The sequence below is a fragment of the Archangium violaceum genome, from assembly GCF_016887565.1.
Classification (GTDB): Bacteria; Myxococcota; Myxococcia; order Myxococcales; family Myxococcaceae; genus Archangium; species Archangium violaceum_B.
Genome location: NZ_CP069396.1, coordinates 9,786,925 through 9,812,021, shown reverse-complemented (window position 1 = coordinate 9,812,021; position 25,097 = coordinate 9,786,925). Strand labels below are relative to the sequence as shown.

Here is a 25,097-nt window from a genome sequence, read left to right as displayed (position 1 = left end):
TTGGCCGAGCGGCGAAACAAGCCGGCCCAACCCACTCGCGGCGTCTGCTCTTTCTGCTCGCCTCTTGCCGCTTCGGTTCCGCCCTCGCTCGAGGCGCCTGTGCCGAGGCTCATGCCGAGACAGCCTTCCTCACGGCCGGACGCTGTGTGTGGCGTTTGACGTACCGGGAGGGCCCGTCCTGATGCGTGCGCCTCAGTCGAGGCGGAAGCCGGCGGGAGCGCGCGGCTCCTCGCGGCGGTACATGTCGAGGTAGAGCGTCACCGGCTTCTCCAGACCCTCGTACGTCACTTCGTACATGTCGAGCAGGCCGCCGCCAAAGGGCAGGGAGGGATCCTTGAAGTCGCAGCAGCTGCCGAGCCGCTGGTAGCGCAGCCGCTGACCCTCGGGACCGCGCAGGTACTGCAGGTACTCATGCTCGCTCCGAGGACCTCCGCCGACCTTGATGGGAGCCTCCGGCGTGTAGCCGTAGCCCGAGGGCTCCTGTGTCGGCGCCTCCTCCCGTGCGGCAGGCGTCTGCGCGGCGGCTTCGGTCGCGGGCACGACCGCCTCCGCGCCCGGCTCGTCCTTTCGCGTCGTGGCGGACGAGCCGACGCAGCCAGAAGACAGCACCCACAGGACACTGCAGCAGAGCGTGGCGCGAGACGTGAGCATTCTCGCATCCTAGATGCATGAGTTGGATGAGCAACTCCCTGAGATTCTGGAGACGGATGCGACCCGACCTCCGAAGCAGCCTGTGTGTTCATCAATCGGACACGTATAGGATTCTCAGTGAGGGGGAAGGGCGAAGGCCGGGCTCTTTCCGTCTCAGCGCCCCGGGCGCTTCCACGAGAACACCGCTCGCACGACCAGGCCGGCGACGAGGCCCCAGAACGCGGCCCCCACACCCCACAGCGTGAGGCCCGACGCCGTGACGAGGAAGGTCACGATCGCCGCCTCGCGCTCCGTCTCGTCCCTGGCGGCGGTCGCCAGCCCGTTTCCAATCGTCCCCACGAGCGCGAGCCCCGCGAGCGCCGCGACGAGCTCACGCGGGAAGGCCGCGAGCAGCGCTCCGATCGTCGCGCCGAAAAGTCCCAGCAGCACGTAGAAAACACCAGCGGCCATCGCCGCCACATAGCGACGGCGTGGATCCTCGTGCGCATCGCGGCCCATGCAGATGGCGGCGGTGATCGCCGCGAGGTTCAGCGTGTACCCGCCAAAGGGCGCCAGCAGCGTCGTCGCGGCGCCGGTCCACGCAATCACGGGCGAGACGGGGGGCGTATAGCCGTGTGCGCGCATCGTCGCGACGCCCGGAATGTTCTGTGACGCCATCGTCACGATGAACAGGGGAGCCGTGACGCTGATGAGCGCCGACCAGGAGAAGGCGGGTGTCACGAAGACCGGAGTCGCCAGCGCCAGCGGAACGCCCGTGAACCGGAGCGTCCCAGCCCCCGCCGCGATGGCGATTCCCACCCCGAGCGCACCCGGCACGGCGTAGCGTGGCCAGAAGCGGCGCCCCAGCAGCCATACGCCGAACATCGCCGTGACGAGCACGGGCGCGGTGCGCACCGCGCCGAAGGCGTCGAGCCCGAAGCGCAGCAGGACACCCGCGAGCATTCCCGAGGCAAGTGACAGGGGAATGCGCGACATCACGCGTTCGAACCAGCCCGTCGCGCCCGCGACGAGGATGAGGATTCCGGTCGCGACGAAGGCCCCGGAGAGCGCGGACAGTGGAATCCCTGGCGCGCTCGTGACGAGCAATGCCGCGCCCGGTGTCGACCATGCCGTGACCACGGGCATGCGATACCGTATCGACAGACCGATGCACGTGAGCCCCATGCCCAGGCCCAGCGCCCACATCCACGACGCCACCATCGCCGCATCCGCCCCCGTGGCCCGCGCGGCCTCGAAGACGATGACGGCCGAGCTCGTGTAGCCGACGAGCACCGTCACGAACCCGGTGACGATGGCGGAGAGCGAGACATCGGCGGCAAGGCTGCGCCGCCCGGCCTGGGACTCGGGCGGCATGGACGAATCGTCGGGTGGCGGTGCGGCGGGGAGCACGGACATGCTCGTGAGCGTTGGCGAGCACCCACCGCGAAGCAAGAACGAACTCCTCTCGCTCCGGATGGGGATGGCCTCAGCTGGCCTCCGGTTCGCCTACAGGGCTCGCAGGTAGCTGATCGCCGCGGCCTTATTGGGCATTCCGGTTCTCCTTGTCCGTGGCGCCTGGGGTTTCCTGGAGGGTCAGGTAGTGTCTGGAGAAGAAACGGCCCTTGAGGGGTCTGGCGAAGGACGGCAGGCGCCTGATCATGTGAAACACCCCCTCGGGATGAACACTCAGGAGCAGGCGTGTGTCCGCGAAGAAGTCGAAAAGGAGCCCCTGCTCACCCTGGGCGTCGAGCCCGGAGAGCATCCCCGGTGTGTAGGGCTGTCCCAGCACGAGTCCATCCAGGAGCTGGAAGTGCGTGTCCAGCAGCAGGATTTGAAGCTCTTCCTCGTAGGGCGAGTCGTCGGTGAAGAACAGCAGGAAGAGGTTCGGCTGAACGTGGAACTGTGCTTCGAGCCTGGCTGCGTGGATGCGCAGGCCCGTCTCTCGTCCTTCATGGAAAAGCGCGCCGACGGGCCCCTCCCGGGTTGCGGGCTCGCCGCGAAGCGAGAAGGCGGCGAGAGGCGTCAAGACAGGCCGTCCTTTCCGGCGAGACCGGTGGATTCTACCGTGGCGCGTTGGAGGCTGTGAAGCCGGCGACCCGCGTCAGCTCCTGGCGGGCTGAGAAGAGGACTCGGGCGCCTGCTCCGGCGCATGGCACGTCAGCGAGGACTCCTCGGACGAGGACCGCTGCTCGGTCATGGAGACCCGCGAGTCCACCTGGGGTTCGCTCGTGCACTCCATCCCGGCCTTACCGCAGGTCGTGCGCCCGTACGCCCAGTGATAACAGGCGGTGTCGCACGACACGCTCTCTCCACACGTCTGGTCGCAATGCAGGATCGCCAGCGCTCCAGTCGAGAAGGTGAGGACGGAGAGAACAGCCAGATTCATCAGGGGCCTGAGCAACGCGTTCATGACTTCTCCTGTGCAGGTGCTTGCCGAGACGACAAGGAACTGCCCGAGCGCATCAGAGCACGTTCGTGCTGGACCATGACAGCATCAAGATCGTCTGTACGTGGATCCGCTTGACGAACGCGTCTCGAGCCATGTCCCATCCCGCTTCCTTCGTCGTGAAAGGGGCTTCACTCATGTTCAGAGCCGTCCTCGTGTCCGCGTTCCTCGTAGCCGCCGTGGGGGTGGGGTGTGGTGGAGGGGTTGAGCCCGACAGCACCGGGAACGAAGCGCCCGCGCAGCAGGACAAGACGGAGCTCGCCACGTCCTGCGAGCAGATTCAATACCGGGGCTGCAACCCGACCTCCGAAGTGCCCTGTGTGTTCAACAATGGCGCGCAGGGCTGGTGCTACTGCCAGGACATCCCTTTCAATCAATGGCAGTGCACCACCGAGTTCTGAGCCGCCAGTCGGCTCGGGGCTGAAGGAAGTCGAAGAGAAGGGGGAGAAGGATGGAGCCACTCATCGTGACCTTGAAGCTCGATGCGGACACCTTCTCCCTCTTCGACCGCCTGCGCCGGGAACACTTCCCGGCGAAGCTCAACCACCTCTCCGCGCACCTGACGTTGTTCCACCATCTGCCCGGAGGGGAGCGAGACACCGTGGAGGCGGACCTGCGCGCGGTGGCGCCCACCGCCGCGGTGGAGTTGCAGGTGACGGGGCTGCGCTCGCTGGGGCGCGGGGTGGCGTTCGAGATCGGCTCCCCGCCATTGAGCTCCTTGCGCGCGGAGCTGGCCCGGCGGTGGGCGCATTGGCTGACGCCCCAGGACCGGCAGGGATTCCGCCCTCACGTGACGGTGCAGAACAAGGTATCCGTGGAGGAGGCCCGCGCGCTGAAGGTTTCGCTGGAGGCGGGCTTCTCGCCCTTCATGGCGCGAGGCGAGGGCTTCTTGTTGTGGCGTTACCTGGGTGGACCCTGGGCCTTGGAAGTCGAGGTGCCATTCACGGGAACCTGACAGGGCGTGCGCTCCTGACCCCTCACCCTCACCCCGTCCCTCTCCCGGAGGGAGAGGGGAGTTTGCTACTCCCTCATGTAGTGGCAGGTGTAGCCGCCTGGATTCTTCACCAGGTAGTCCTGGTGGTACTGCTCGGCGGGGGTGAACGTGCCCGCGGGGGTGATCTCCGTGACGACGGGTCGCTTCCACTTGCCCGACGCGTTGACCCGGGCCTTCACCGCCTCGGCCACCCGGCGCTGCTCGTCCGACACGTAGAAGATGGCCGAGCGGTACTGCGTGCCCACGTCGTTGCCCTGGCGGTTGAGCGTCGTCGGATCGTGCATGCGGAAGAACCACTTCTCCAGCAGCGCCTCGTACGTCAGCAGCTTCGGGTTGAAGACGATGCGTACGGACTCCGCGTGCCCCGTCCGTCCCGTCCGCACGTCGTCATAGGTCGGACGGGAGAACTCCTTCGCGCCGCCCGTGTAGCCGACCTCCGTCTCGATGACGCCCGGAATCTTGCGCAGCAGATCCTCCATTCCCCAGAAGCATCCACCGGCCAGGTACGCCGTCTCCGTGGTGGCTTCCGCGACGTTCGGGCCCGAGGCGCCGCGAGCCTCGGCGGATGCACTCAACACCGTGAACAGGGCCAGCGCCGCGGGCAACAGCCGGCGCGCCACCGTCGGCGGGGCGCGGTGGGAGAGGGGAGGGACAGCGGGTGCGGTCGTCATGGATTCAGGCCTCCGGGTGCGCCCGGTGCGGGCGCTCTCCCCTGGTACGCGGGACCCCCCGATGGGGTTTCAGGAAATCGTCACGCCCGTTGCCCCACCAGGCGGCCAGCGCGCCAGCTCAGCCGAGGCGCGGGAAGCCGTACACCCCCAACCAGACCCAGAAGAGGCACCCCACCGCGCCGAGTACGAGGCCGGCGATGGCCTGCCCCTTGCGCCCGATGGGGGGTTGCGCGTCCGGGTCCACGTTCCGCAGGCCGATGCCGGAGCACACCAGCGCGATGAGCCCGACGCCGGGGAAGAAGAGCCCCAGCACCCCGAGCATCAGGCCCGCCCGCGCCACCGCGTTGTTCTTGTAGAGGTGCCACGCCTTTCGCAGCGTCTCGCGCGGCATTTCCACCTGGAAGAAGAGCTTGTTGCGGGTGTCGTTGTAGATGGAGATGGACATGAGCAGGGGCATGACCCCGAAGGCCAGCCCCATGGGCTCCGCCTTCACCAGGGAGATGCCCATGAAAACGAGCGGGATGAAGACGAACCCCAGCCGCGCCCAGGGCTGGCCGAGCCAGAAGCAGGCGCACACCGCTCCCGCGACGAGCCAGAACAGCGCGGTCGTCAGCATGTTCGCCCCGCCAGCCACCAGCAGGAACACGCCGCCGATCAGGTAGGCCACCGCATTGATGCCCACCATCCACGCCCACCCATCGCGCTTGCCCCAGTACTCGAGCCGGAAGCGCTCCAGGTAGTCCACATCCGGGCGCGCCGCACAGGTGTCGCAGTACGGCTGGTCGTCCACGAGGCGGCGATCCCTTTCGCAGAAGAAGACACCGCATCGGGTGCAGGCGCCGAGCGCGGGCTGGTCCGGGTGCGCGTGGCAGCGGCCCCCCTCGCCCGTGGATGGGGAGGGCGACGATTGCGCGGTCATGGATTCTCTCTCCTCTAGGTCTCCCGAGTCTCGCACACCCGGGTCCCGCCGACACCGGGCGCGCCGCGAAGGAAAATGGAGCGCTGAAACCAGCGCGGGGCTCGGTTCACTACGAGGGGCCAGGGCGAGCAGGACAGCCCCGGCCGCCGCCCCCTCCCAGGGGCGTGCGCACCATTCCACTCCACATCGAGGTCAGCTCATGAAGCGCATCGTCACCGCCGCGCTCGTTGGCGCGTTCGTGTCCACGTTCCTCCCCGTCTCCTCCGCCTCCGCCTGTGATGGCAATTGCCCCAAGGGTCATGACCATGCGTCGCACTCCGCCGCGGCGCCGCGCGCGGCCACGCCCCGCTCCGAGGCCCCCAGCCAGGGCCCCACGAGCGCGAAGGTGACGGTGGAGGTGTGGTCGGACTTCCAGTGCCCCTTCTGCTCCAGGGGCAACGCCACGGTGAAGCAGTTGCGCGAGAAGTACGGAGACAAGATCCGCATCGTCTTCCGCCACGCCCCCCTGCCCATGCACGACAACGCGCGGCTGGCGGCGGAGGCGAGCATGGCGGCCAACGCCCAGGGCCGCTTCTGGGAGTTCCACGACGCGCTCTTCCAGCAGCAGCGGGCGCTGGACCGGGCCTCCCTGGAGCAGCTGGCCCAGAAGCTGGGCCTGGACGTGGCGCGGTTCAAGCGCTCGCTCGACACCCACGAGTTCGCGAGCTACGTCGAGGCGGACGTGGTGGAGTCACGCTCGCGGGGGATCAGCGGCACGCCCACCTTCTTCGTCAATGACACGGCGGTGGTGGGCGCGCGCCCCATGGAGGACTTCGTCAAGACGATCGACGCGGAGCTGAAGCGCTGACACCGCGGTGCCCCCTCGGGCCGCGACATGATTACTTATGCAACACGGTTGCATTTTTATGGCGGCCGGGTGAAATGAGGGCATGTCCCGCACCACCCTGACGACCACCGAGGGGGCGCTCCGGCCGGCCGGGCCCGAGGAGCGCATCGCCCTGCTCGACGCGCTCCGTGGCTTCGCGCTGCTCGGCATCCTCTTCGCGAACCTGATCAGCTTCGCCGGTCACTACGTGATGAGCCCCGCTCAACTGGCGGCGCTCCCCACCGCGGAGCTCGACCGGGCCGTGGTGTTCGCGATGAACCTGTTCGTGGAGGGGAAGTTCTACTCCCTCTTCTCGTTCCTGTTCGGGGTGGGGTTCGCCCTGCTTCAGGACCGCACCGAGCGGCGCGGCGGTGACTTCCGGCGGTTGTTCCTCCGGAGGATGGCCGCGCTGCTCGGCATCGGCCTCTTCCACATCCTCGTGCTGTGGCACGGCGACATCCTCACCCTCTATGCGCTGATGGGCTTCGTCTTCCTCCTGTTCCGGCGAGCCGCTGACCGCGCGCTCCTGGGGTGGACGCTGGTGCTGCTCGGGATGCCGCTGCTCTTCCAGCTCGCCATGATGGGGACGGGTGGGGCGTTGGATCCCACGCCTCCGTTCGATGCGCTCTCCCGCACCCTCCGCGAGGCCGCGGGAGGTCCAGGCGCCACGCTCTTCTCCCTGCGCTCCTCCGACCACCCGTGGCAGGTCTTCCTGGGCAACCTCGCCAACGCCGTCCAGCGTCCGGGGCGCTACCTGCAGACGGGACGGCCGGAGAAGGTCCTCGCGATGTTCCTGCTCGGCCTCTGGGTGGGCCGCCGCCTGCTGCCGGACCCGCTCGTCCACCGTCGGCTCCTCGTCCGGGTGCTCGGAGTCGGTCTGGTGCTCGGCCTCCTGGGATGCAGCCTGTTCGCCTGGATCGAGGCGGAGACGGGGCAGTCCTTCGCCCTCACACCCCTGGGGGTCGTCCAGACGCTCGCGTACGCCGTGGGCGTGGCCCCGCTCTCCCTGGCCTATGCCTCGGGCTTCACCCTGCTGTGGGGCACGGCCCGGGGCCAGCGCCTCCTCTCCGTCTTCGTCCCGCTCGGCCGGATGGCCCTGACGAACTACCTCTGCCAGACGGTGCTGGGGCTCCTGCTCTTCTACGGCTACGGGTTGAACCTCATGGGCCGGGTGGGCTCGGTGTGGCTGCTTCCGCTCACCCCCGTCCTCCTGGCCGCGCAGTGGGGATTCAGTGTCCTGTGGCTTCGCCACCACTCCCAGGGGCCCGTGGAGTGGGTGTGGCGTCAGCTCACCTACGGGCGTCCGCGACCGCTCCGGCTCCCGGCGCACTCCCCCTGAGCGCACCCGCCCCTCCTCCCCAGATACGCCGCCGCCGGGGGGCTGAGGGCTCCCCAGGTAGACCCGTGACAGAATCTTCCGTCCATGCTTTAACTTCTCGGGAAGATAGAAAACAGGGAATGTCGGACTGACCAGTTATCCTGTGGATTTCGGGATGGCGGGTCGTCGAGAGTGCGCCGCCATGTGTAGGTATGGCTCATCAGACAGGGAGTCCGGCCAGGCGCTGGTCGAGGCGGCGCTCACCCTGCCCCTGACGGTGTTTCTCATCCTGGGGACGCTCCAGTTCTTCCTGCTGCTCCAGGCTCGTGCGCTGACGGAGTACGCGGCGTTCCGGGCCGTGCGCACCGGCAGCGTCAAGTACGGGGACTGCGAGGCCATGACACACTCGGCCATCGCGGCGCTGCTCCCTACCTTCGCCCGGACCGACTCCCCCACGGCGCTCGGGACGGCCTTCCTCCATCACCGGGAGAACCGGTTCGACCCCAGGCGTGATGGAGGGCACAGCGGCGCCATCGTGTGGATCGCCCGGGAGCGTCCGCTGCTCGGGGAGATCCGCCAGAACGAGGAGGAGTCCTTCGACGACCCGGCCCGTTACGCGGGCGTGGCGGATGTCATGCGGCTGGAGGCGCGGCTCGTCTTCTGGTTCCCCCTGCGCATCCCCTTCGCCGACTGGGTCCTGGGCCGCATGTTCCTGGCCCACCTGGGGCTGCGGGAGTACTCCTCCACGGATCCGCTCCAGCCCGCCCGTCAGGCCCGTTGGAGCGGCCGGCTGTCGGCCTCGCTCGACCTGGCCATCCGCCAGGAGCTGCTCGATCGCGCCAGCCGCCGCGAGTACGTCTTCCCCCTGCAGGCCAGCTACGCCATGCGGATGATGACGCCGGCGCGCCCCCGGCACTTCCGGAAGCAGAACTGCCCCCTCACTCCGGAGGCCCTATGAGCCCCACCCGTGCACGCCGCGGCCAGTCGCTGGTGCTCTTCAGCCTGACGATGCTCCTGGTCACCGTGATGGTGTGCCTCACGCTGTCGTTCTCCATGAAGGTGCGCGAGAAGATGGAGACCCAGAGCGTGGCGGACCTGGCCGCCTACAGCGGCGCGGTGGCCACCGCGCGCACCTTCAACAGCATCGCCCTCATGCGCCGCGCCCAGACCGCCCAGCTGGTGGCCATGTCCGGCACCATGAGCCTCATCAGCTGGACCAGCATGATGCGCGCCAGCCTCAACTCCGCCATCCTGGCCGCCGAGGGGTGCCCCTCCGCCGCCGCCGCCCTCGCGGCGTTGAAGGCGCAGAACGAGGCCATCGAGCAGCCGTGGAACGAGCTGGACTCGAAGGCCGGTGTGCAGGCCTACAATATCCAGCTCCTCGGCGGCCACCTGGCGAGCATGCAGGGCATGATGTTCGGCGAGCTGCAGGAGTCCGTCTCGGGTGGGCAGCGCTCCTTCGTCGCGCAGCTGGCGAAGATGGCGAACGAGGGCAGCCGCTTCCCTCGCGAGCTGCACGCGGGGCCCACCCCGGTGTCCGTGGGCGAGCTGGTGCATGCCACCAGTGGGGGCTCCGGCCATGCCCTGGACATGGCCATGGCCACCCGGGGCTATGAGTTCATCACCCACCGACAGGGCCTGCCGGAGCGCGCCGTGTCCAAGGGAATCATGGGCGCCCTGGCCACCGCGGGGGGGCGTCTGAACATCGTCCGCAGTGGCGGCAGCGCCTATTGGGGCACGGCCCTCGGACACGGCGGGCGGGCGGACAAGACCGAATTCACCTGGGCGGAGGACCACGCCGTGGTGGAGGTCCTCTTCCCTGGCTGCGCGCCCTTCCGCGTGCCGGCCTGGGCGGGGGTGAAGGCCACCGACCTCGAGGATGGCAGTGACAACCACTGGTGGACGCCCACCCTCCCAAAGGTCGGAAACACGGATCCGGGCATGGAGAAGCAGTACCGGCACACGCTCCTGTCCTGCCAGCCCCGGACGAACTGCCCGAACACCTTCATCGGCGGCATGACGTACAACACGGGCGACATCTCGGACGACAACCTCTGGGCCCAGCCGAAGATCTTCGCGCTCGCCCAGCGGGACTACAAGGAGCGCGGTCTGAGGAGCGACCCGTGGAACCTCCTCTTCCGCTTCCGCTTCACCCCCAACAGTGACGGCACGTTCGACAGCCACGGCCTGCACCTGGCGGATGGCACCGACATCAGCGTGCAGGCCGCGCTCGCCACCGGACTGGCCTACTACCACCGGCGCGGTCACTGGAACGAGCCGCCCAACCTCTGGAACCCCTACTGGCGCGCCACCCTCGTCGCCTCGGACGTGGACGACGGGGGCGACCTGCGGCGCGGGGGCACCGACATCCCGGACACGGTGGGTGGACCCGCGGCCGCGGCCTTCCAGCAGCTCATCCTCGCCGGGTACAAGGGGGTGCACTGATGAGGACGCTCCGACGGACCCCGCGTGGCCAGTCCTCGGTGGAGCTGGCGCTGGGCCTGACCGTCTTCGTCACCGTGGTGATGGTCGGCATCCACTTCGCCGAGGTGGGCTACCTCTCGCTCAAGGTGCACCAGGCGGCGGTCTCCCCCCTCTGGGACAGCACGGCGCTCCGGGTGCACCGGATGCGCGGCCAGCAGGACGACATCGGTGACTTCGGCACCTTCGACGCCATCGCTCCCCGGGTGATGGCCAACGCCCGCGAGCGCTACCGCGACTTCGACGGACGTAGCTCCACCCCGGGCTCGCGCGCTCAGATATCCCAGGTCTTCACCCGGCTGGATGAGCTGGACGTGCGGTGCGCCCGGGAGGACGAGCTGGCCTTCGACCTTCCCCGCAGCCGGCTCCCCGCCATGCGCTCACCCCGGGCCGGTGACTGGGGCACCTTCCCACCCGATCAGGACGTGGGCAGCCCGACGGATAGCGTGCTCGATGGCGTCTACCAGAACGAGGGCGGCATCCGCTGCGCCGCGGAGGCCCACCTCGAGGGGCTGCCCACGCTGCCCACCACCTTCCTCGAAGGGGAGGGGGGGTTCTTCGAGGAGAAGCATTCCGTGTTGCTGGACATCCGCGCGTGCGCGGCGGGCCGCCCCGTGGGAGGGCGCTGCCAGGGCAGCTACGGCATCCTGCTCGGGGACTTCGGCTTCGCCGATACCGAGGTGAGCGGGCACTGCCCCCTTCAACCCGAGCGGCCGGACATGCCCTGCCCCGAGAACCGCGCCTTCTACTACGCGGCCAAGAAGGTGTTCGACAACACCGGGCGCGCCGCCGGCCACGCCGCTTCCGATTTCGCGGAGGCCTTCGTCGGTTTCAGTCCCATCGATGAAAGCGCTTTCTTCATGAGCTACCGCGGCGAGGAGGACGACTACATCGAGCTGGACACGCCCCGCGGCGAGTCCCAGGACGAGAGAGATAGGCCGCGCAACACCGGGGGCGTGGACCACAAGCCGACGGCCCGGCGCCGCTCCTCCAACGAGTGCTTCCTGGGGTTGAAGGGATGCTGAGCTACCTGCTCGTGCTCGAGCTGTTGATGGCGGCGCCGTCGGCGCACGCCCGGGAGCCCTTTCAGTGGCAGGTGCCAGGGCTGGTGTCCACGGTGGAGGTGCCCGCCCAGATGAACGTGGGCGGCATCCCCGTGCGCATGCGGGTGTACACCTCGCGTGAGTCGGTGGAGCGCCTCCTCCAGCACTTCGCCACCGCCTTCGACGAGGCCGGCTTCTACATCGAGCGCAACCAGCAACAGCTGGTCGCCCAACCCCACCTCACCGCGCTGGATACGCGCACCTTCACCTCCTATACGGTCATCCTCCAGCCCGAGCCCGGAGGGCTCACCTCGGTGGTGCTCGGCGAGGCGAAGCTCGGCGAGCGCCAGCCCGCCGAGCCCTCCGGTGTGTTCCCCGTGTACCCCGGGGCGGTGAATCCCCTGCTGGGGGACTTCGAGGGGGCGCGGACGCTCTCCTTCCGGGTGGCGGCGAAGGAGGCGCAGGTGCGGGCCTGGTATCGCGAGCAGCTCACCCGCGCCGGATACAAGGAGGAGTCCCCGGGGCTCTTCCTCCGGCGGGAGCAGCGGATCCGCCTGTCCCTCTCGCAGCGGGGGGCGTGGACCGAGGCCGTCCTCTTCCTCGAGGCAACGGGGCAGCCCCAGGCGCACGGGTTGGCACCACGTCGCCCGGGGGAGGGTGCTGATCCTTGAGAAAAGACCGACTTCGCATGAAATCTGCGCTGATGTACGCAACTTCCCCCTGTGTCATGACGAAAATACCTTCACGAACCAATGTTGTTGGGAGCGAGCCATGAGTCTGAATATCGGCAGGTCGGGAACCCTCCGCCCTTCTCTCGCGACGCAGGACGTCCAGCGTCCCCAGTGGAAGGACGTCTCGGTGGTCGACCAGCTCAATCCCGAGGGGTCCACCCCGGAGAGCTACCGCAACGGTGTCTACAACTGCGCCGGGGCGGTGGCCGCGACGGTGGCTCGCTCGCTGGGAACGAAGCAGGGCCAGACGGACGCCGACCTCATCAATGATCTGTCGAGGGACCGTACGACCTCGAAGGGGACCAGCACCAAGGGCATGGTCTCCATGCTCCAGGAGGTGGGGGCCAAGGTCGACGGCAAGGTCATCACCGGGCGCTACTCGGACAACCGGTTGGACTCGCTCCTGGCCAAGGGGGACAAGGTCGTCGCCCAGGTGGGGGTGAAGAACGAGAGCACCGGCCGCTACGACCCCCACTACGTCATCGTCGATGGCAAGGACAAGAAGGGCAACTACGTCATCAAGGACCCGATGAAGGGCACCTACTCGATGTCGGGGGACGCGTTGCGCAAGGCCGTCAACCACATGCCCGGCGCCGGGGGCGTGCTCATCCCCATCAAGCCCGCCGAGCCTCGCGCCGTCGCTCCCCAGGAGGCCGCCTCGCCAGGTGGATTGGGCACGGCGAAGGTGTCCGGCCCCACGGTCGATACCATCAAGACCGACGACAGCAAGGTGCAGGGCAAGGACACCACCTTCAAGCCCTACCTGACGGACAGCTACCAGGACCACCAGCCCAAGCAGCCGGTCACCCTCAACCCGCAGGAGACCCAGGAGCTCTTCAAGCCCGTGGTGCCGACGGTGGCCGAGGCCCCGCAGGTCGTCGCTCCCGACATGGGCGCGGACCAGTACGCCAATCACGTGTTGGATCTGCTGCACCAGAACGGCGAGGACACCTCGGTGAAGGAGCAGGGACAGCAACTGCTGGATCAGCTCGAGACGAGCGCCAACCCGGTGGACCAGAAGGCCTACGAGAAGGTCATGAACAACTTCGCCGACCAGTCCGCCATCGGCCAGCGGGTCAAGGTCCGGAGCTACGAAGAGTGAGATGCTCCCGCGTTTCTGGTCCGTGAGCGGGGCACGGGCTGGCGGGCGGGCGCAGTCGCCCGCCATGGAAAGGCGCTCCACCACCCGGTTCGATTAGAGTCGTGGCGATGCCGTCCTCTTGGCCCCCTGATGACAGAGACCCCGAGCAGCCCCAGGAAGAGACCCAGCCTCTGACCCCCCCGCCCCGGGCCCGGGAGCGCACCTCCCCCGAGGGTCCGCAGGCGAGGCAGGCGCGGACGCCCTACCTCCAGGACCGTTCGGAGTCGGAGGGGCCCGAGCTGCGCCGGGGCGAGCGGGTCGATCGCTACGTCATCCTCAAGGCCGTGGGCGAAGGGGGCATGGGCGTGGTGTACGCCGCCTATGATCCAGAGCTGGATCGCAAGGTGGCGCTCAAGCTGCTGCGCCTGGAGACGACCGACGCGGAGCAGGGCCGGGCCCGGTTGCTGCGCGAGGCCCAGGCCATGGCGCGCGTCTCCCACCCCAACGTGTGCTCGGTGTACGACGTGGGGACGTTTGGCGAGCAGGTCTTCATCGCCATGGAGTTCATCTCCGGCCCCACGCTGCACCAGTGGCTGAAGCAGGCGCGCTCGTGGCGGGACGTGCTGCGGGTGTTCCTCCAGGCGGGCCAGGGCCTCGAGGCGGCACACGCCGCGGGCCTGGTGCACCGCGACTTCAAGCCGGCCAACGTGCTCATCGGCAAGGATGAGCGCGCGTACGTGACGGACTTCGGCCTGGCGCGGCGGGTGTCCTTCCTCGAGGAGGAGGAGCCCTCCGTCGCGCTCGCGCTGCCGCCGGGGTTTGAGGGCGAGAGCTCGCCCGGGGCCTCCGCCTCCGTCACCCAGGCCGGAGTGGTGGTGGGCACGCCCAACTACATGCCTCCCGAGCAGTACCTGGGGCAGATGCCGGACGCGCGCTCGGACCAGTTCAGCTTCTGCGCGGCGCTCTTCAAGGCCCTCTACGGCAAGCGCCCCTTCGAGCCCAAGCAGGTGGCCGAGGCGGCTGGGGAGCTGCTCGAGCGGTCCACGGCCCCGCTCACGTCCTCCCAGCAGCGGGGCGCGGGGAGCGTCATCCACCAGCCCCCGTCCAACTCCAAGGTGCCCGCCTGGGTGCGGCGCGCGGTGCTCAAGGGGCTGTCGCTCCAACCGGACGAGCGGTTCGCCTCCATGTCGGCGCTGTTGCAAGCGCTGTCACAGGAGCCCCGGCGGGCGGCGAGGCGGCAGGGACTGGCGGTGGCCGCGGGCCTGTCGGTGGCGCTGATCGCCGCGGTGGGCGTGCAGCTGCACCAGCGCGGCCAGGTCTGCGCCGGGTCGGACCAGCTCATGGCGCGCTCGTGGAACCCGGAGGTGCGCAAGAAGCTGGAGACGGCGTTCTCCGCGACGGGCAGGGCCTTCGCGCCAGAGGTGGCCCGGAGCGTGGGCCAGGTGCTCGACACGTACGCGGGCGAGTGGGTGCGCCAGCACACCGAGGCGTGCGAGGCCACGCGGGTGCGCGGCGTGCAGACCGAGGAGCTGCTGTCGCTGCGGGTGGTGTGCCTGGAGCGGCACCGCCAGGACTTCCAGGCGCTGGCCCAGCTGCTCACGGAGGCGGACCGCAAGCTGGTGGAGCGCGCGGTGGACGCCGTCAACGGCCTGCCGTCGCCGCGCGAGTGCCAGGACATCGTCTCGCTGTCCACCCAGGCCAGCCTGCCCGCGGACCCGGGCCTGCGCGGACAGATAGAGCAGCTCTCCACGGAGCTGTCCGCGGTGAAGGCGCTCGGCAGGGCGGGGCGCTACAAGGCCGCGTTGAGCAAGGCCCAGGAGCTCGAGCCCAAGGTGGTGGCCACCGGCTACCTGCCGCTCCAGGCCGAGCTGCACAGCAGCCTGGGGTGGTACCAGCAGACCCTGGGCGACCTGGACGCCGGCGCCCTCCAGGTGGAGCAGGCGCTCAATGACGCGGAGGCGGGGAAGGCGGATCGCCTGAAGGTCGATGCGCTCAACCGGCTGGTGTTCATCCACGGCCTCCAGGGTCAGCAGAAGCAGGTGGAGCAGTGGGCCCGGCTGTCGGGCTCGGTGCTCAGCCGCATGGGCGGCGATACGCTCCTGGCCAGCGAGCTGGAGGGCAACCTGGGCAGCGTGGCCCTGCGCCAGGGCAACTACCCGGAGGCGAAGCGCCGCTTCGAGAAGACGCGCGAGCTGCAGCTCAAGGTGATGGCGCCGGAGGATCTCCGCAGCACGTGGACGACGTACAACCTGGGGGTGACCGCCCTGATGATGGGCGAGCGCGAGCGCTCGTTGGAGCTGTTGAGCGAGGCGCTCGGCCGGATGGAGACCCTCCTGGGCAAGAGCCACCCCCACGTGGCGGACTGCCACGCCATGCTGGCCTGGGCGAACCGGGAGCTGGGCCGCCTGGAGCCGTCGCTGACGCACGCGCGGACGGCGGTGGACATCCAGAAGGCCCACTTCGGCGAGGAGCACCCGGCCGTGGCGGATGCGCTGGATGCGGTGGGGATGAGCCTCATCGCGCTCGGGCGCCACGACGAGGCGCGGACGACCTTCGAGTCCGCGCTGGCGATGAAGGAGAAGGCGCTGGGGCCCGACAGCCCGGACCTGTCCTTCTCGTACGACGGCATCGGCCAGGCGCTGCTGGCGGCGGGGCGCGCGGAGGAGGCCATCGCTCCCCTGGAGAAGGCGCTCTCCTTCGAGGACCTGGAGCCGGAGCCCCTGGCGGAGAGTGGCTTCGCCCTGGCGCGGGCGCTCTGGCAGTCGGAGAAGGATTACGTCCGGGCGCTCGCCGAGGCCTCCAAGGCCCGCGAGCGCTTCGTCCAGGTGGGCAAGCAGGAGCGCGTGGCCGAGGTGGAGACGTGGTTGAAGTCCCACCCGGTGCCCGAGGCGAAGCCGAAGCCCTCTCGCGCCAAGGCCCTGTCACCGAAGCGCAAGAGGGGCCTGGTCCACCTCGTGCCGTAGGGGGAGCTCAGGACATGCCGCGCGCGGGGATGAGCGCGCGCGGCAGCCAGCCTCCCAAGCGCGAACCCTCGCGCCGCTCGGCGTGCACCGGCGTGAGGCTCCGGCCGAGTGCCTCGAAGAGCGTGTGCACTCCGCGCACGGCGAACCGGGCCTCGTCGGCGAGCGCCGCGCGTCCCCGCCCGTCCAGGGGCAGGCGATCCAGCGTGTCGAGCAGGTGCGCCCGGTAGGCCTCTCCGTCCAGGTGGGTGGCGTGGCGGAGGAAGACCGTGCCCGTGTTCCCGCGCAGCCCGAGCGCCCGGGCGAGCCCGGTACCCGTCTGGCCAGCACCCGGCAGGGGCGTGGCGTAGAGCACCCAGGCGTGCGCGGCGAGCAACCCGGGGGCCTCGTCGCACAGGAGTCCGAGCCGCTCCACGTAGGGCGCCGCGTGCTGGCGGGGCGTGCTCGCGTACCAGCCCGGGCCGAGCAGGGCGCGCAGGTCGTCCTGCAGCAGCTCGTTGCGCCACAGCTCGGGCAGGCAGAGGGGGCCCACCATGGGGTGCGCGCGGTTCCACATGAGCGCCCACTCCAGCTCCGCGTACAGGGCCTGGAGGCACGACAGGAGCCGCACGTAATCGGACCGCTCCAGCGCGCCCTTCGCGAGCCGCAGGGCCAGGGGCGTGCGCATCACGGCGTGCGCCTCGTCGGCGGTGGCCCGCCGCAGCAACTCCGTCAGCGTGCTCATTGCTTCCACCTCCCGGCGATGGCCGGCTCCGGCGGCGCCGCGGGGGGAGAGGCCAGTGCCCGCAGCGCATCGCCCATCGTGTGCCAGACCGCGTGCAGCGTGTCCTCGTCCATGCGGATCGTCATCGGTCCGAGGCTCAGGTGGATGTGGCCGCAGGTGCAGCGCGCCACCTCCGCGCTGGGGCTGTGGGCCAGGAGGGTGCGGCAGCAGGTGGGAGTCGGCATGGGGTCCCTCGTGAGATGGTGTGAAAATGATTCTGATTATCGTTTTCAAAATCAAGATGCCCGAAGAATGGCAGGCGGTCAAGCGCGTGGAGGGGGAGCGCCCGGTGGCGGACGTTTCAGAGCACCTTGCGGGGCTGGACGAGGGCGTTGGCGAAGAGGAGGCCGGCGACGAGGGCCACGGCCACCATGAGCATGGAGAAGGCGGTGTCCACGCCGGCGAGCACGTCGCGAGCGAGCAGGGACTCCATGCTGCGGAAGCCGATGCTTCCGGGCACGAGCAGCATGATGGCGGGCACCAGGGTGATGACGGCGGGGCGGTTGCGCACGCGAGCGAGCAGGTTGGTGACGATGCCGACGATGAGCGCCCCGACGAACGCGCCCAGCTGGGGCCCGAGGACCTGGGTGCCCAGGCGGGAGCCGGCGTAGGCGAGTGTTCCGGCCACGGTAATCCACCCCCAGTCGCGAGGCCGGGCGCGGAAGATGACGCTCACCGCGAACAGCATGGACACCAGGGCGAGGGGCTCCGTCCACGCGGGGAGCGCGGGCAGGGGACCCAGCTTGGCGGGCAGGGGGAACCAGGCCGCCAGCCGGGTGCCCAGCGCCACACCGAAGCCGAGCTCGAGGAACACGAGCGCCGCGCCCGTGAGCCGCGACGTGCCGGAGATGAGGTTGCGGGTGGCGAGCTCGTTGAGGGCCACGGTGAGGCTGAGGCCGGGCAGCAGGACGATGAGGCCCGCGAGGGTGACGATCTGCACCGACAGGGGGCCGACGAGACTGGCCGCCACCACGGCCAGCGCCGAGGAGAGGATGGCGGCCACGGGCTCCAGCACCCAGACGGTGGAGGGCTGCCGGCGCGTCCAGATGTCCAGCCCGCCGACGAGGAGGGAGATCAGCGCCGCCACGCCCATCTCGCGCGGGCCGCCGCCGAAGAGCCGTGCGCCGCCGACGGCGGCCAGGGCCCAGCACAGCAGGAGCAGGACGGTGCCATAGCGGGGAGGCTCGGCGAGGACGGCCTCCACGCGCCCGGCGCCCTCCTCGGGGGAGAGGTCGCCGCGGATGACCGCGTCCGCGAGCGAGTCGAGGCGCGCCAGCCGTCCGAGGTCCATGTCCCCGGGCTCCACGCGGATGAGGCAGGTCTGGAGGGCCTCGGGGGGGCCGAAGGACGCGAAGATGGAGGTGGGGGTGGAGAAGAAGCGGGCCTCCAGTCCCAGCCGTTGAGACACCAGCCGCATCTGCTCCTCCAGCCGGTGGGCGGGAGTGCCATAGCGGTGCAGCGCCTGCCCGAGCCGCAGCGTGAAGGCCACGGAGGGTCCAGGGGGCGGCGGTTGGAGCGCGATGAGCTGTTCGGCCGGGAGCACGGGGCGCACATCGCAGAGGCACCCGGGGGTGTCAAACGAAGCCTCCGTCACTCCATGGCCAGCCAGCATGCCTGCCCTGCCTCCTGTGAGGAGAGACCCGCCCGCTTGCCTGCTTTCTCCTTGACGGAATCGCTCCGCCGCCGTGCTCTTGGCCCCCATGAGTGATTCCACGCAGGGATTCGTCGTGCTGGGAGCGGCACGCACCAAGGTGCAGCGCTGGCTCGGCTCTCGCCGGTTGACGGCCTTCCTCGCCGCGGGTCCGGGCAAGGCGCTGCGGCTGTGGCCCTCCGTCCAGGGAGAGGCCGCCGAGGACGCCGCCAATGCCCTCTCCCGCGAGCTCCCCAAGAGCCGCGTCCTCGTCTTCTCCTCCGGCGAGGACTCCCTGCGCTTCAGCGTCCACGTCGATGGCGCCTGCCAGGCCCGCGAGGAGGTGGCCCCGCGGATGCGCACCGCGAAGCAGCTCTCCCACGCCCACGCCGCCCTCCAGCGCGTCTCGACCGCCCTCGACTTCAAGGGACACCGGCCCACGCTCCTGCGCGACGGGGACAGCCGTCCCGTGTTCCTCGCCCTGGCCGGCGTGAAGGAGGACGACATCGCCTCCCTGTCCCACGCGAGCCTCTCCGAGGCGCGCCAGCACCCCGAGTCCCCCGACGCCGCGCGCTTCCAGGACTTCTCCTTCCAGGACGAGCAGGGCAAGCTCCACGCCTTCTTCCCCGATGCTCCACGCCAGGAGTCCTGACGGTCATGCTCTTCACCCCTCCGCTGTCCACACCCCGTCTGCTGCTGCGCGAGTTCGAGGAGGACGACTGGCATGCCACCCACCCCTACGAGTCCGACCCCGAGGTGGTGCGCTACCAGTCCCACGGGGTCCGCACCCCCGAGGAGAGCCGGGACTACATCCGCCGGGTGATGGCCCTGTCCCGCGAGACACCCCGGCGCGTCTATGACCTGGCCGTGGTGCTGCGCGAGGACAACCGGCTCATCGGGCGCTGTGGCATGCACGTCAACAACCCCGAGATGAACGAGGCCACCGTCTGGTACGTCCTCGACCGCTCGCGGTGGGGCAAGGGCTACATCCCCGAGGCGGTCCAGGCGCTCGTGGACTTCGGCTTCGGGAAGCTCGGCCTGCACCGCGTGTGGGCCGACTGCGATCCGCGCAACCCCGCCTCCTTCCGGGTGATGGAGAAGCTGGGCATGCGCAAGGAAGCGCACTTCCGCGAGAACGTCTTCATCAAGGGCGAGTGGTGCGACTCCCTCATCTACGCCCTGCTCGACCACGAGTGGCGGGCTCGCGTCGCGGCCCGGCCCGCCTCGACATAGAGCAAGGCCGGGCGAGGCGGTGCTCGCCCCGTCCGGCCTCGTGCGCTCCGTTCCCTACCGCTCAGTGGACGGAGGTGTAGTCATCGAGCGTCGGCAGCGGCGGGATGGTGCCGCGCTCACGCTCGCTCTCCGAGGAGGCGGATGCCTGGAACTCGTCCTCCCGGCCGCTCTCGTCCTCGGACTGCCCCGACAGCTTGCTCTCGAGCTGGTCGCCGAGGTTGGAGATGCTCTCGCGCACCTTGGCCTTGGCCGGCTCGATGATCCGCCGCTCGCGGCTGGTCACCGGGATGAGGCTGGCGCACAGCGCGCCGACGGCGAGGCCGCCGATGGCCAGCAGCACCGGGTTCTCGGACACGGTGTCGTACCAGCCCGACGTCCGCTGCGTCATCTCGTACCGGCTGGGGATGTGCTCACGGAGCCCGGAGGCCTTGTCCTTCGCCTTGTCCACCAGGCCACTGGCGCGCTCCTTGAGATCCGACGCCTTCTCCTTGGCCATGTCCACCGCGCCCGAGGCGCGTGCCTTCAGGCCGCTGTCGTCCTGGGTGCCGACACCCAGGTTGCCGGAGCCGACGTTCATTCCTCCCACGTCGGTGCTGGTGCGCACGCCGATGTCGCTGCCCAGCGAGCCCCGTGCGTCACCGGTGGGCCGCATCAGGCCACCTTCGGGTGCTGGCACCAGGGACATGTCCCGGTCATACCCGCTGTACAGATGACGGTCGTGGCGTACGTCGAAGACCTTCTTCATCAGCACCGAGCCCACGCCCGCGCCGATGATCGCCCCCAGCATGCTCCAGCCCCTGGGCGTGTCCGCCCGCTCCTTGATTTCCGTCGTCCTGCGCATCACCGCCTCCTTGGCGTGCGTCTTGAGTTCGTCCACCTTCTCCGTTGCTCGCTCCCTGGCCTGCTCCTTCAACTCCATCACCTTGGTGGAGGCGACCTCCTTGAGGTGCTCCGTCTCCATGCGGCGGGCCAGCTCGTCGGCGAGCTCGCTCATGCGTGCCCGTGCATCTGTGATTTCACGGATTGGAACGTCCTGCTCGCCCATTGAGAGTCCTCCTTGAGGGTTTGAATGGTCTGGTTGGGAGCGTGGATCTCCTTCATGCGGTTGATGCCCACCTTGGCGATGCCCGCGCCGATGCCGCAGAAGAGCACCGTGACGATGAGCGCCGAGGCCCACAACGGCAGCAGGAGATCCAGCACGAAGACGGCGAAGAGGGTGAAGGCGATGCCGCCGAGCAGCAGCAGCCCTCCGCCCAGGCCCAACATCACGCCGCCCGCCTTGACCTTCGTCACCTCCTGGCGCAGCTCGGTCTTCGCGAGCGTCACCTCCGCGCGGACCAGCCGGCGGGCCTGGTCGAAGAACTCGCCCACCAGCGAGCCGAACGCGCGGTCCGACATGCCATCGCCCGGGATGGTGCGCTCCTCGTAGTTGTAGCTTCTCCGTGTCCCTGGATTCTCGGGTTGCATCGTGTCCTCCCTATTCCTTCAGGAGACGGGCGGCGAGGAACCCCACGGCGATGCAGCCGGCGAAGAAGGGCGCGGGCCGCTCGCGGATGAACTGCCTGGCATCACTCACCAGTTCCTCGGTGGAGCCCTGCTCGATGCGATCCGAGAACTTGCGGATGTACCCCACGGCGCCACCGAGCAGCTGCTGCGAGAAGCCATCGGCGTTCCGGGAGGCGTTCTCCAGCGTGGAGACGAAGCCCTGGAGGCCCTTGATGAGCTCTCCCTTCCGGTCGTCGATCTGATGGAAGACCCGATCTCGGGTCACGCCGGTGACGCGCTTCACCTGCTCCTTGCCCTGCGCCGCGATGCCGGTGTCCTGGTCCGAGACATCACGGCCGCCCATCGACGTACCGGTAGCGGTAAAGCTGGAACCCTGGATTCCCCCTTCAGTGACGGTTGCCATGCGGTCTCCTCCGAGTAGGTTGGAATGGAGTACTGCTCATGCAGGAATGACCCACACATGACAGAAGCTAGGCACGCCCAGGCAGGCGCCATGGAAGGGGCGGGAATCGCTCGCGGAGCGGGCAGCGGAGAGGGAAGTTCGGGCCGCGGGAATAGAAATACGCGGTGTGGGAAGCTCCGGCGGAGAGGGCGCTGATGGCGAGGAAGCCGAGGACACCGCGATGGTTGGAGGCCGCGCGTCGGCGCACGGAGCCGGTGCTGGAGGGGAGCCGCGCGGACTGGCTGTCGCGTGCCCTGGGGCGCGCGGGAGTCATGCCCCGGGCGGAGGCGGAGGGGGCCATCCGGGAGGGGCGGGTGGAGGTGGACGGGCGCGTGGAGCGCGACCCCTTCGCCCAGGTGCACGCGGGAAGCGCGGTGCGGGTGGATGGGCAGCCGCGCACGTTGGAGGCGCGGACGCTGGCGCTGATGTTCCACAAGCCCGCGGGGGTGGTGGTGCACGGGAGCGACCCCGAGGGAATCGGCACCGTCTTCGAGCGATTGCGGCCGGTGTTGTCGCCGGAGCTGCGCGGGTATGAGTGGTACGCGGTGGGGCGGCTGGACCGGGACACCACGGGCCTGTTGCTCTTCACCAACGAGGAGCGGCTGGTGGCGCACGCGACCTCTCCCCAGACGCACGTCCCCAAGCGGTACGTGGCGGAGGTCGAGGGGAGCCCCTTGGACGCGGTCCTCCAGAAGCTGCGGGAGGGCCTGGTGCTCGAGGATGGACCGACCCGGCCAGCGGGGGCTCGGCTGCTGGCTCCCAGCCACGTCGAGCTGGTGCTCACCGAGGGGCGGCACCACCAGGTGAAGCGGATGCTGGCGGCGGTGGGGCACCCGGTGCGGACGCTGCACCGCGAGGCCGTGGGAGCGCTGGTGCTGGACGTGCCGGAGGGCGCCTGCCGGCTGCTCACGGACGACGAGGTGGAGCGGGGCCTCGGCTTTCTCGAGGGGCGGCGATGACGGCGTCTTCTTTCACCCTGCTGCTCGTGGACGACAGCCCCGAGGACCGGGGTTCCTGGGCGGCGTTCCTGCGCCAGGAGCAGGAGCACTCCTACTCCTTCCTCGAGTCGGAGGACGCGGAAGGGGGGCTCGCGCTCTGTCTGGCCCATCACGTGGACTGCGTCGTCCTCGATTATGGGCTGCCAGGAATGGACGGCCTGGGCTTCCTGCGGCGGTTGAAGGAGGTGCTCGGCGAGGCGGCCCCTCCGGTGGTGCTGGTGACGGGGCGTGGCAGTGAGAGGTTGGCGGTGTCGGCGATGAAGGCGGGTGCCTCGGACTACCTGATCAAATCCGACATCACCCCGGCGAGCCTCTACCGGGCGACGCACAACGCCATCGAGAAGGCCGTGTTCGAGCGCCGCCACCGTGAGGCCGAGCGGGAGTGTTCCGCCCTGTTGACGCGCGAGAAGGCGGCGCGGGCGGAGGTCGAGGCGCTCGTGCGCGAGCGCGAGCGGCTGCTGCGCGAGGCGGAGGCCCAGCGTGCCCTCTTCGACGCCGTCCTCCAGCAGATGCCCTCGGGTGTCCTCGTGGCGGAGCCCTCCGGGAAGCTGGTGCTGGCCAGCGCGCGCGTGGAGCAGATCCTCCGCTTTCCCTTCCGGGCCTCGCAGGGCGTGAGCGAGTACGGAGCCTCCATCCGGGGCATCCACCCGGACGGCCGGCCCTACCGCTGTGAGGAATGGCCCCTGGCCCGAAGCCTCCTCTCCGGCGAGGTGGTGGAGGGCGAGGAGATGGAGGTGGTGCGTCAGGACGGCAGCCGCGCCACGCTCAGCATCTCCTCCAGCCCGGTACGCGATGCGCTGGGGCAACGGGTGGCGGGCGTCGCCACCTTCATGGACGTGACGGCGAGAAAGCGCGCCGAGGCCGAGTTCGACAATTTCTTCCGTCTCTCGCATGACCTGCTGGCCGTGGCGGGGACGGACGGCTTCTTCAAGCGCGTCAACCCCGCCTTCACCCGGACACTGGGCTGGAGCGAAGAGCAGTTGCTCTTCCATCCCTTCGTCAGCCTCCTGCACCCGGACGATCTCGCGGCCACCAGTGCCGAGGTGGAGAAGCTCTCCCGAGGGGGGCACACGCTGCACTTCGAGAACCGCTACCGGTGCAAGGATGGGAGCTACCGTTGGCTGGCGTGGACGTCGGCGCCGGTGCCCGAGGAGGGACTCATCTTCGCCGTGGCGCGGGACGTGACGGAGACGAAGCGGTTGGAGGCCGAGCGCGACCAGGTCGCGGCGGCCCTGCGGGAGAGTGAGGGGCGTTACCGGGCACTCGCCCTCCAATACGAGCGGCAGGCACGCACCTTCGATGCCTTGATGACCGCCCATCCGGACTTCATGTACCAGTTCGACCGGCAGCACCGCTTCACCTACGTCAACCGCTCGCTGCTGGCCCTCTGGGGAAAGCGGCTGGAGGAGGCGGTGGGGAAGAACTTCCAGGAGCTGGGCTATCCCCCCGAGCTGGTGGAGAAGCACCGGCGGCAGCTCGACGAGGTGCTGCGCACGGGAAGGCCCGTGCGGGGAGAGAACCCGTACACGAGCGCCTCCGGCACCGGCCATTACGAATACATCTTCGCCCCCATCTTCGGGCCGGACGGACAGGTGGAGGCCATCGCCGGTACCAGCCGCGACATCACCGAGCGCAAGCTCTCCGAGGAGGAGCTGCGGCGGCGGGCCGAGTTCGAGCAGCAGCTGGTCGGCATCGTCAGCCACGACTTGCGCAACCCCATCACCGCCATTCTTCTCGGCGCGCAGAGCCTCCTGGCGCGGCGGAACGGTCTGGACGAGAAACAGAAGATGGCCGCCACCCGCATCCAGTCCTCGGCCGAGCGCGCCGCCCGCATGGTGAGGGATCTGCTGGACTTCACCCAGGCGCGCCTGGGCGGCGGCATCCCCATCCAGCCCTCCCCGCTCGACCTGCACTCCCTCACCCGCCAGGTGCTGGACGAGGTTCGGATGAGCTACCCCGAGCGGAACTTCCGGTTGGACTCGGAGGGAGACGGGCAGGGGCAGTGGGACCCCGACCGCCTGGCCCAGGTCATCACCAACCTGGTGTCCAACGCGGCGAAGTACAGCCCGGCGGGGACCCTGGTGACGGTGGTGACACGCGGCCAGGGTGACCAGATCACGCTGATGGTCCACAACACGGGCGACCCCATCCCGTCCGAGCTGCGTCCGCGTCTCTTCCAGCCCATGACGCGAGGGACAGCCGAGGTGGAGCGGGCGAGCCGCAGCATCGGCCTGGGCCTCTACATCGTGAACAGCATCGTCCAGGCACACGGAGGCTCCGTCGACGTGAGCTCCAGCGCCGACGAGGGCACCACCTTCACGGTGCGGCTGCCGCGTCACGTCCCGGTGCGGCCCGGTGCCCCTGCATCGGGAGCACGGTGAGAGCT

At 69.4% G+C, this 25,097-nt stretch carries 26 protein-coding genes; 14 read left to right on the top strand and 12 right to left on the bottom strand.

The window, feature by feature from the left end; genetic code table 11:
- Positions 1–192: 192 nt before the first annotated feature.
- The 4 genes from JRI60_RS39100 to JRI60_RS39085 form a co-directional block, all read right to left on the bottom strand.
- A complete protein-coding gene (locus JRI60_RS39100; RefSeq protein ID WP_204221109.1) occupies positions 193–651 on the bottom strand; it encodes a hypothetical protein in 459 nt (152 codons plus the stop codon).
- Between the two features lie 153 nt (positions 652–804).
- Positions 805–2,046 carry a benzoate/H(+) symporter BenE family transporter gene (locus JRI60_RS39095; protein ID WP_239469988.1) on the bottom strand — a complete coding sequence of 414 codons (1,242 nt, stop codon included), beginning with the start codon at positions 2,044–2,046 and terminating at the stop codon, positions 805–807.
- A 124-nt stretch (positions 2,047–2,170) separates the two neighbouring features.
- Positions 2,171–2,656 (bottom strand): hypothetical protein, encoded by a 486-nt coding sequence (locus JRI60_RS39090; protein WP_204221108.1) that lies wholly within the window; start codon positions 2,654–2,656, stop codon positions 2,171–2,173.
- Positions 2,657–2,731: 75 nt separating this feature from the next.
- A complete protein-coding gene (locus JRI60_RS39085) occupies positions 2,732–3,040 on the bottom strand; it encodes a hypothetical protein (protein ID WP_204221107.1) in 309 nt (102 codons plus the stop codon).
- Positions 3,041–3,213: 173 nt separating this feature from the next.
- On the opposite strand from JRI60_RS39085, the gene JRI60_RS39080 reads away from it, so the two are divergent.
- Together JRI60_RS39080 and JRI60_RS39075 are read left to right on the top strand one after the other, a co-directional pair.
- On the top strand, positions 3,214–3,477 hold the full coding sequence (locus tag JRI60_RS39080; protein ID WP_204221106.1) for a hypothetical protein: 264 nt from the start codon (positions 3,214–3,216) through the stop codon (positions 3,475–3,477).
- A gap of 50 nt (positions 3,478–3,527) precedes the next feature.
- Positions 3,528–4,031 (top strand): 2'-5' RNA ligase family protein, encoded by a 504-nt coding sequence (locus JRI60_RS39075; protein ID WP_204221105.1) that lies wholly within the window; start codon positions 3,528–3,530, stop codon positions 4,029–4,031.
- 65 nt (positions 4,032–4,096) lie between these two features.
- Here JRI60_RS39075 and msrA read toward each other — a convergent pair whose 3' ends face one another.
- Positions 4,097–4,741 carry a peptide-methionine (S)-S-oxide reductase MsrA gene (msrA, locus tag JRI60_RS39070; protein ID WP_204221104.1) on the bottom strand — a complete coding sequence of 215 codons (645 nt, stop codon included), beginning with the start codon at positions 4,739–4,741 and terminating at the stop codon, positions 4,097–4,099.
- Positions 4,742–4,859: 118 nt separating this feature from the next.
- On the bottom strand, positions 4,860–5,660 hold the full coding sequence (locus JRI60_RS39065; protein ID WP_204221103.1) for a DUF4190 domain-containing protein: 801 nt from the start codon (positions 5,658–5,660) through the stop codon (positions 4,860–4,862).
- 199 nt (positions 5,661–5,859) lie between these two features.
- Between JRI60_RS39065 and JRI60_RS39060 the strand changes: the two genes are divergently transcribed.
- The 8 genes from JRI60_RS39060 to JRI60_RS39025 all read left to right on the top strand — a co-directional run bounded on the left by JRI60_RS39060 (position 5,860) and on the right by JRI60_RS39025 (position 16,142).
- A complete protein-coding gene (locus tag JRI60_RS39060) occupies positions 5,860–6,507 on the top strand; it encodes a DsbA family protein (RefSeq protein WP_204221102.1) in 648 nt (215 codons plus the stop codon).
- An 82-nt stretch (positions 6,508–6,589) separates the two neighbouring features.
- Positions 6,590–7,864 carry a DUF418 domain-containing protein gene (locus tag JRI60_RS39055; protein ID WP_239469987.1) on the top strand — a complete coding sequence of 425 codons (1,275 nt, stop codon included), beginning with the start codon at positions 6,590–6,592 and terminating at the stop codon, positions 7,862–7,864.
- Positions 7,865–8,018: 154 nt separating this feature from the next.
- Positions 8,019–8,801: a TadE/TadG family type IV pilus assembly protein gene (locus JRI60_RS39050; RefSeq protein WP_239469986.1), complete on the top strand. Its 783-nt coding sequence runs from the start codon at positions 8,019–8,021 to the stop codon at positions 8,799–8,801.
- Positions 8,798–10,288 (top strand): Tad domain-containing protein, encoded by a 1,491-nt coding sequence (locus JRI60_RS39045; protein ID WP_204221101.1) that lies wholly within the window; start codon positions 8,798–8,800, stop codon positions 10,286–10,288. Before JRI60_RS39050 ends, JRI60_RS39045 begins: the two co-directional genes overlap by 4 nt.
- Entirely contained in the window at positions 10,288–11,349 is a 1,062-nt protein-coding gene (locus JRI60_RS39040) for a TadE family protein (RefSeq protein ID WP_204221100.1), read from the top strand. Before JRI60_RS39045 ends, JRI60_RS39040 begins: the two co-directional genes overlap by 1 nt.
- Positions 11,343–12,038 (top strand): hypothetical protein, encoded by a 696-nt coding sequence (locus tag JRI60_RS39035; RefSeq protein WP_204221099.1) that lies wholly within the window; start codon positions 11,343–11,345, stop codon positions 12,036–12,038. Before JRI60_RS39040 ends, JRI60_RS39035 begins: the two co-directional genes overlap by 7 nt.
- Before the next feature lie 100 nt (positions 12,039–12,138).
- Positions 12,139–13,200, top strand: coding sequence for a hypothetical protein (locus tag JRI60_RS39030; RefSeq protein ID WP_204221098.1), 1,062 nt, complete (start codon positions 12,139–12,141; stop codon positions 13,198–13,200).
- 107 nt (positions 13,201–13,307) lie between these two features.
- Complete coding sequence (locus JRI60_RS39025; RefSeq protein WP_204221097.1) at positions 13,308–16,142, top strand: protein kinase domain-containing protein; 2,835 nt, start codon at positions 13,308–13,310, stop codon at positions 16,140–16,142.
- A 7-nt stretch (positions 16,143–16,149) separates the two neighbouring features.
- On the opposite strand, the gene JRI60_RS39020 is transcribed toward JRI60_RS39025, so the two are convergent.
- The 3 genes from JRI60_RS39020 to JRI60_RS39010 form a co-directional block, all read right to left on the bottom strand.
- On the bottom strand, positions 16,150–16,863 hold the full coding sequence (locus JRI60_RS39020) for a heme oxygenase (biliverdin-producing) (RefSeq protein ID WP_204221096.1): 714 nt from the start codon (positions 16,861–16,863) through the stop codon (positions 16,150–16,152).
- Positions 16,860–17,087, bottom strand: coding sequence for a hypothetical protein (locus JRI60_RS39015; RefSeq protein ID WP_204221095.1), 228 nt, complete (start codon positions 17,085–17,087; stop codon positions 16,860–16,862). The genes JRI60_RS39020 and JRI60_RS39015 overlap by 4 nt, the downstream gene beginning before the upstream one ends.
- 116 nt (positions 17,088–17,203) lie before the next feature.
- The gene (locus tag JRI60_RS39010; protein ID WP_204221094.1) at positions 17,204–18,514 is read right to left on the bottom strand and encodes a threonine/serine ThrE exporter family protein; all 1,311 of its coding nucleotides are present in this window, start codon (positions 18,512–18,514) and stop codon (positions 17,204–17,206) included.
- 88 nt (positions 18,515–18,602) lie between these two features.
- Between JRI60_RS39010 and JRI60_RS39005 the strand changes: the two genes are divergently transcribed.
- Positions 18,603–19,184 carry a hypothetical protein gene (locus JRI60_RS39005; protein WP_204221093.1) on the top strand — a complete coding sequence of 194 codons (582 nt, stop codon included), beginning with the start codon at positions 18,603–18,605 and terminating at the stop codon, positions 19,182–19,184.
- 5 nt (positions 19,185–19,189) lie between these two features.
- Positions 19,190–19,765: a GNAT family N-acetyltransferase gene (locus JRI60_RS39000; protein WP_204221092.1), complete on the top strand. Its 576-nt coding sequence runs from the start codon at positions 19,190–19,192 to the stop codon at positions 19,763–19,765.
- A gap of 61 nt (positions 19,766–19,826) precedes the next feature.
- Here JRI60_RS39000 and JRI60_RS38995 read toward each other — a convergent pair whose 3' ends face one another.
- From JRI60_RS38995 to JRI60_RS38985, 3 genes are read right to left on the bottom strand one after another with little or no spacing between them, the layout of a single operon-like run.
- Complete coding sequence (locus JRI60_RS38995; protein WP_204221091.1) at positions 19,827–20,759, bottom strand: hypothetical protein; 933 nt, start codon at positions 20,757–20,759, stop codon at positions 19,827–19,829.
- Entirely contained in the window at positions 20,756–21,232 is a 477-nt protein-coding gene (locus JRI60_RS38990) for a phage holin family protein (RefSeq protein ID WP_239469985.1), read from the bottom strand. The genes JRI60_RS38995 and JRI60_RS38990 overlap by 4 nt, the downstream gene beginning before the upstream one ends.
- A gap of 10 nt (positions 21,233–21,242) precedes the next feature.
- Positions 21,243–21,674 (bottom strand): hypothetical protein, encoded by a 432-nt coding sequence (locus JRI60_RS38985; protein WP_204221090.1) that lies wholly within the window; start codon positions 21,672–21,674, stop codon positions 21,243–21,245.
- Positions 21,675–21,868: 194 nt separating this feature from the next.
- On the opposite strand from JRI60_RS38985, the gene JRI60_RS38980 reads away from it, so the two are divergent.
- Positions 21,869–22,672: a pseudouridine synthase gene (locus tag JRI60_RS38980; protein ID WP_204221089.1), complete on the top strand. Its 804-nt coding sequence runs from the start codon at positions 21,869–21,871 to the stop codon at positions 22,670–22,672.
- Complete coding sequence (locus tag JRI60_RS38975; RefSeq protein WP_204221088.1) at positions 22,669–25,092, top strand: PAS domain S-box protein; 2,424 nt, start codon at positions 22,669–22,671, stop codon at positions 25,090–25,092. The genes JRI60_RS38980 and JRI60_RS38975 overlap by 4 nt, the downstream gene beginning before the upstream one ends.
- Positions 25,093–25,097: the final 5 nt, after the last annotated feature.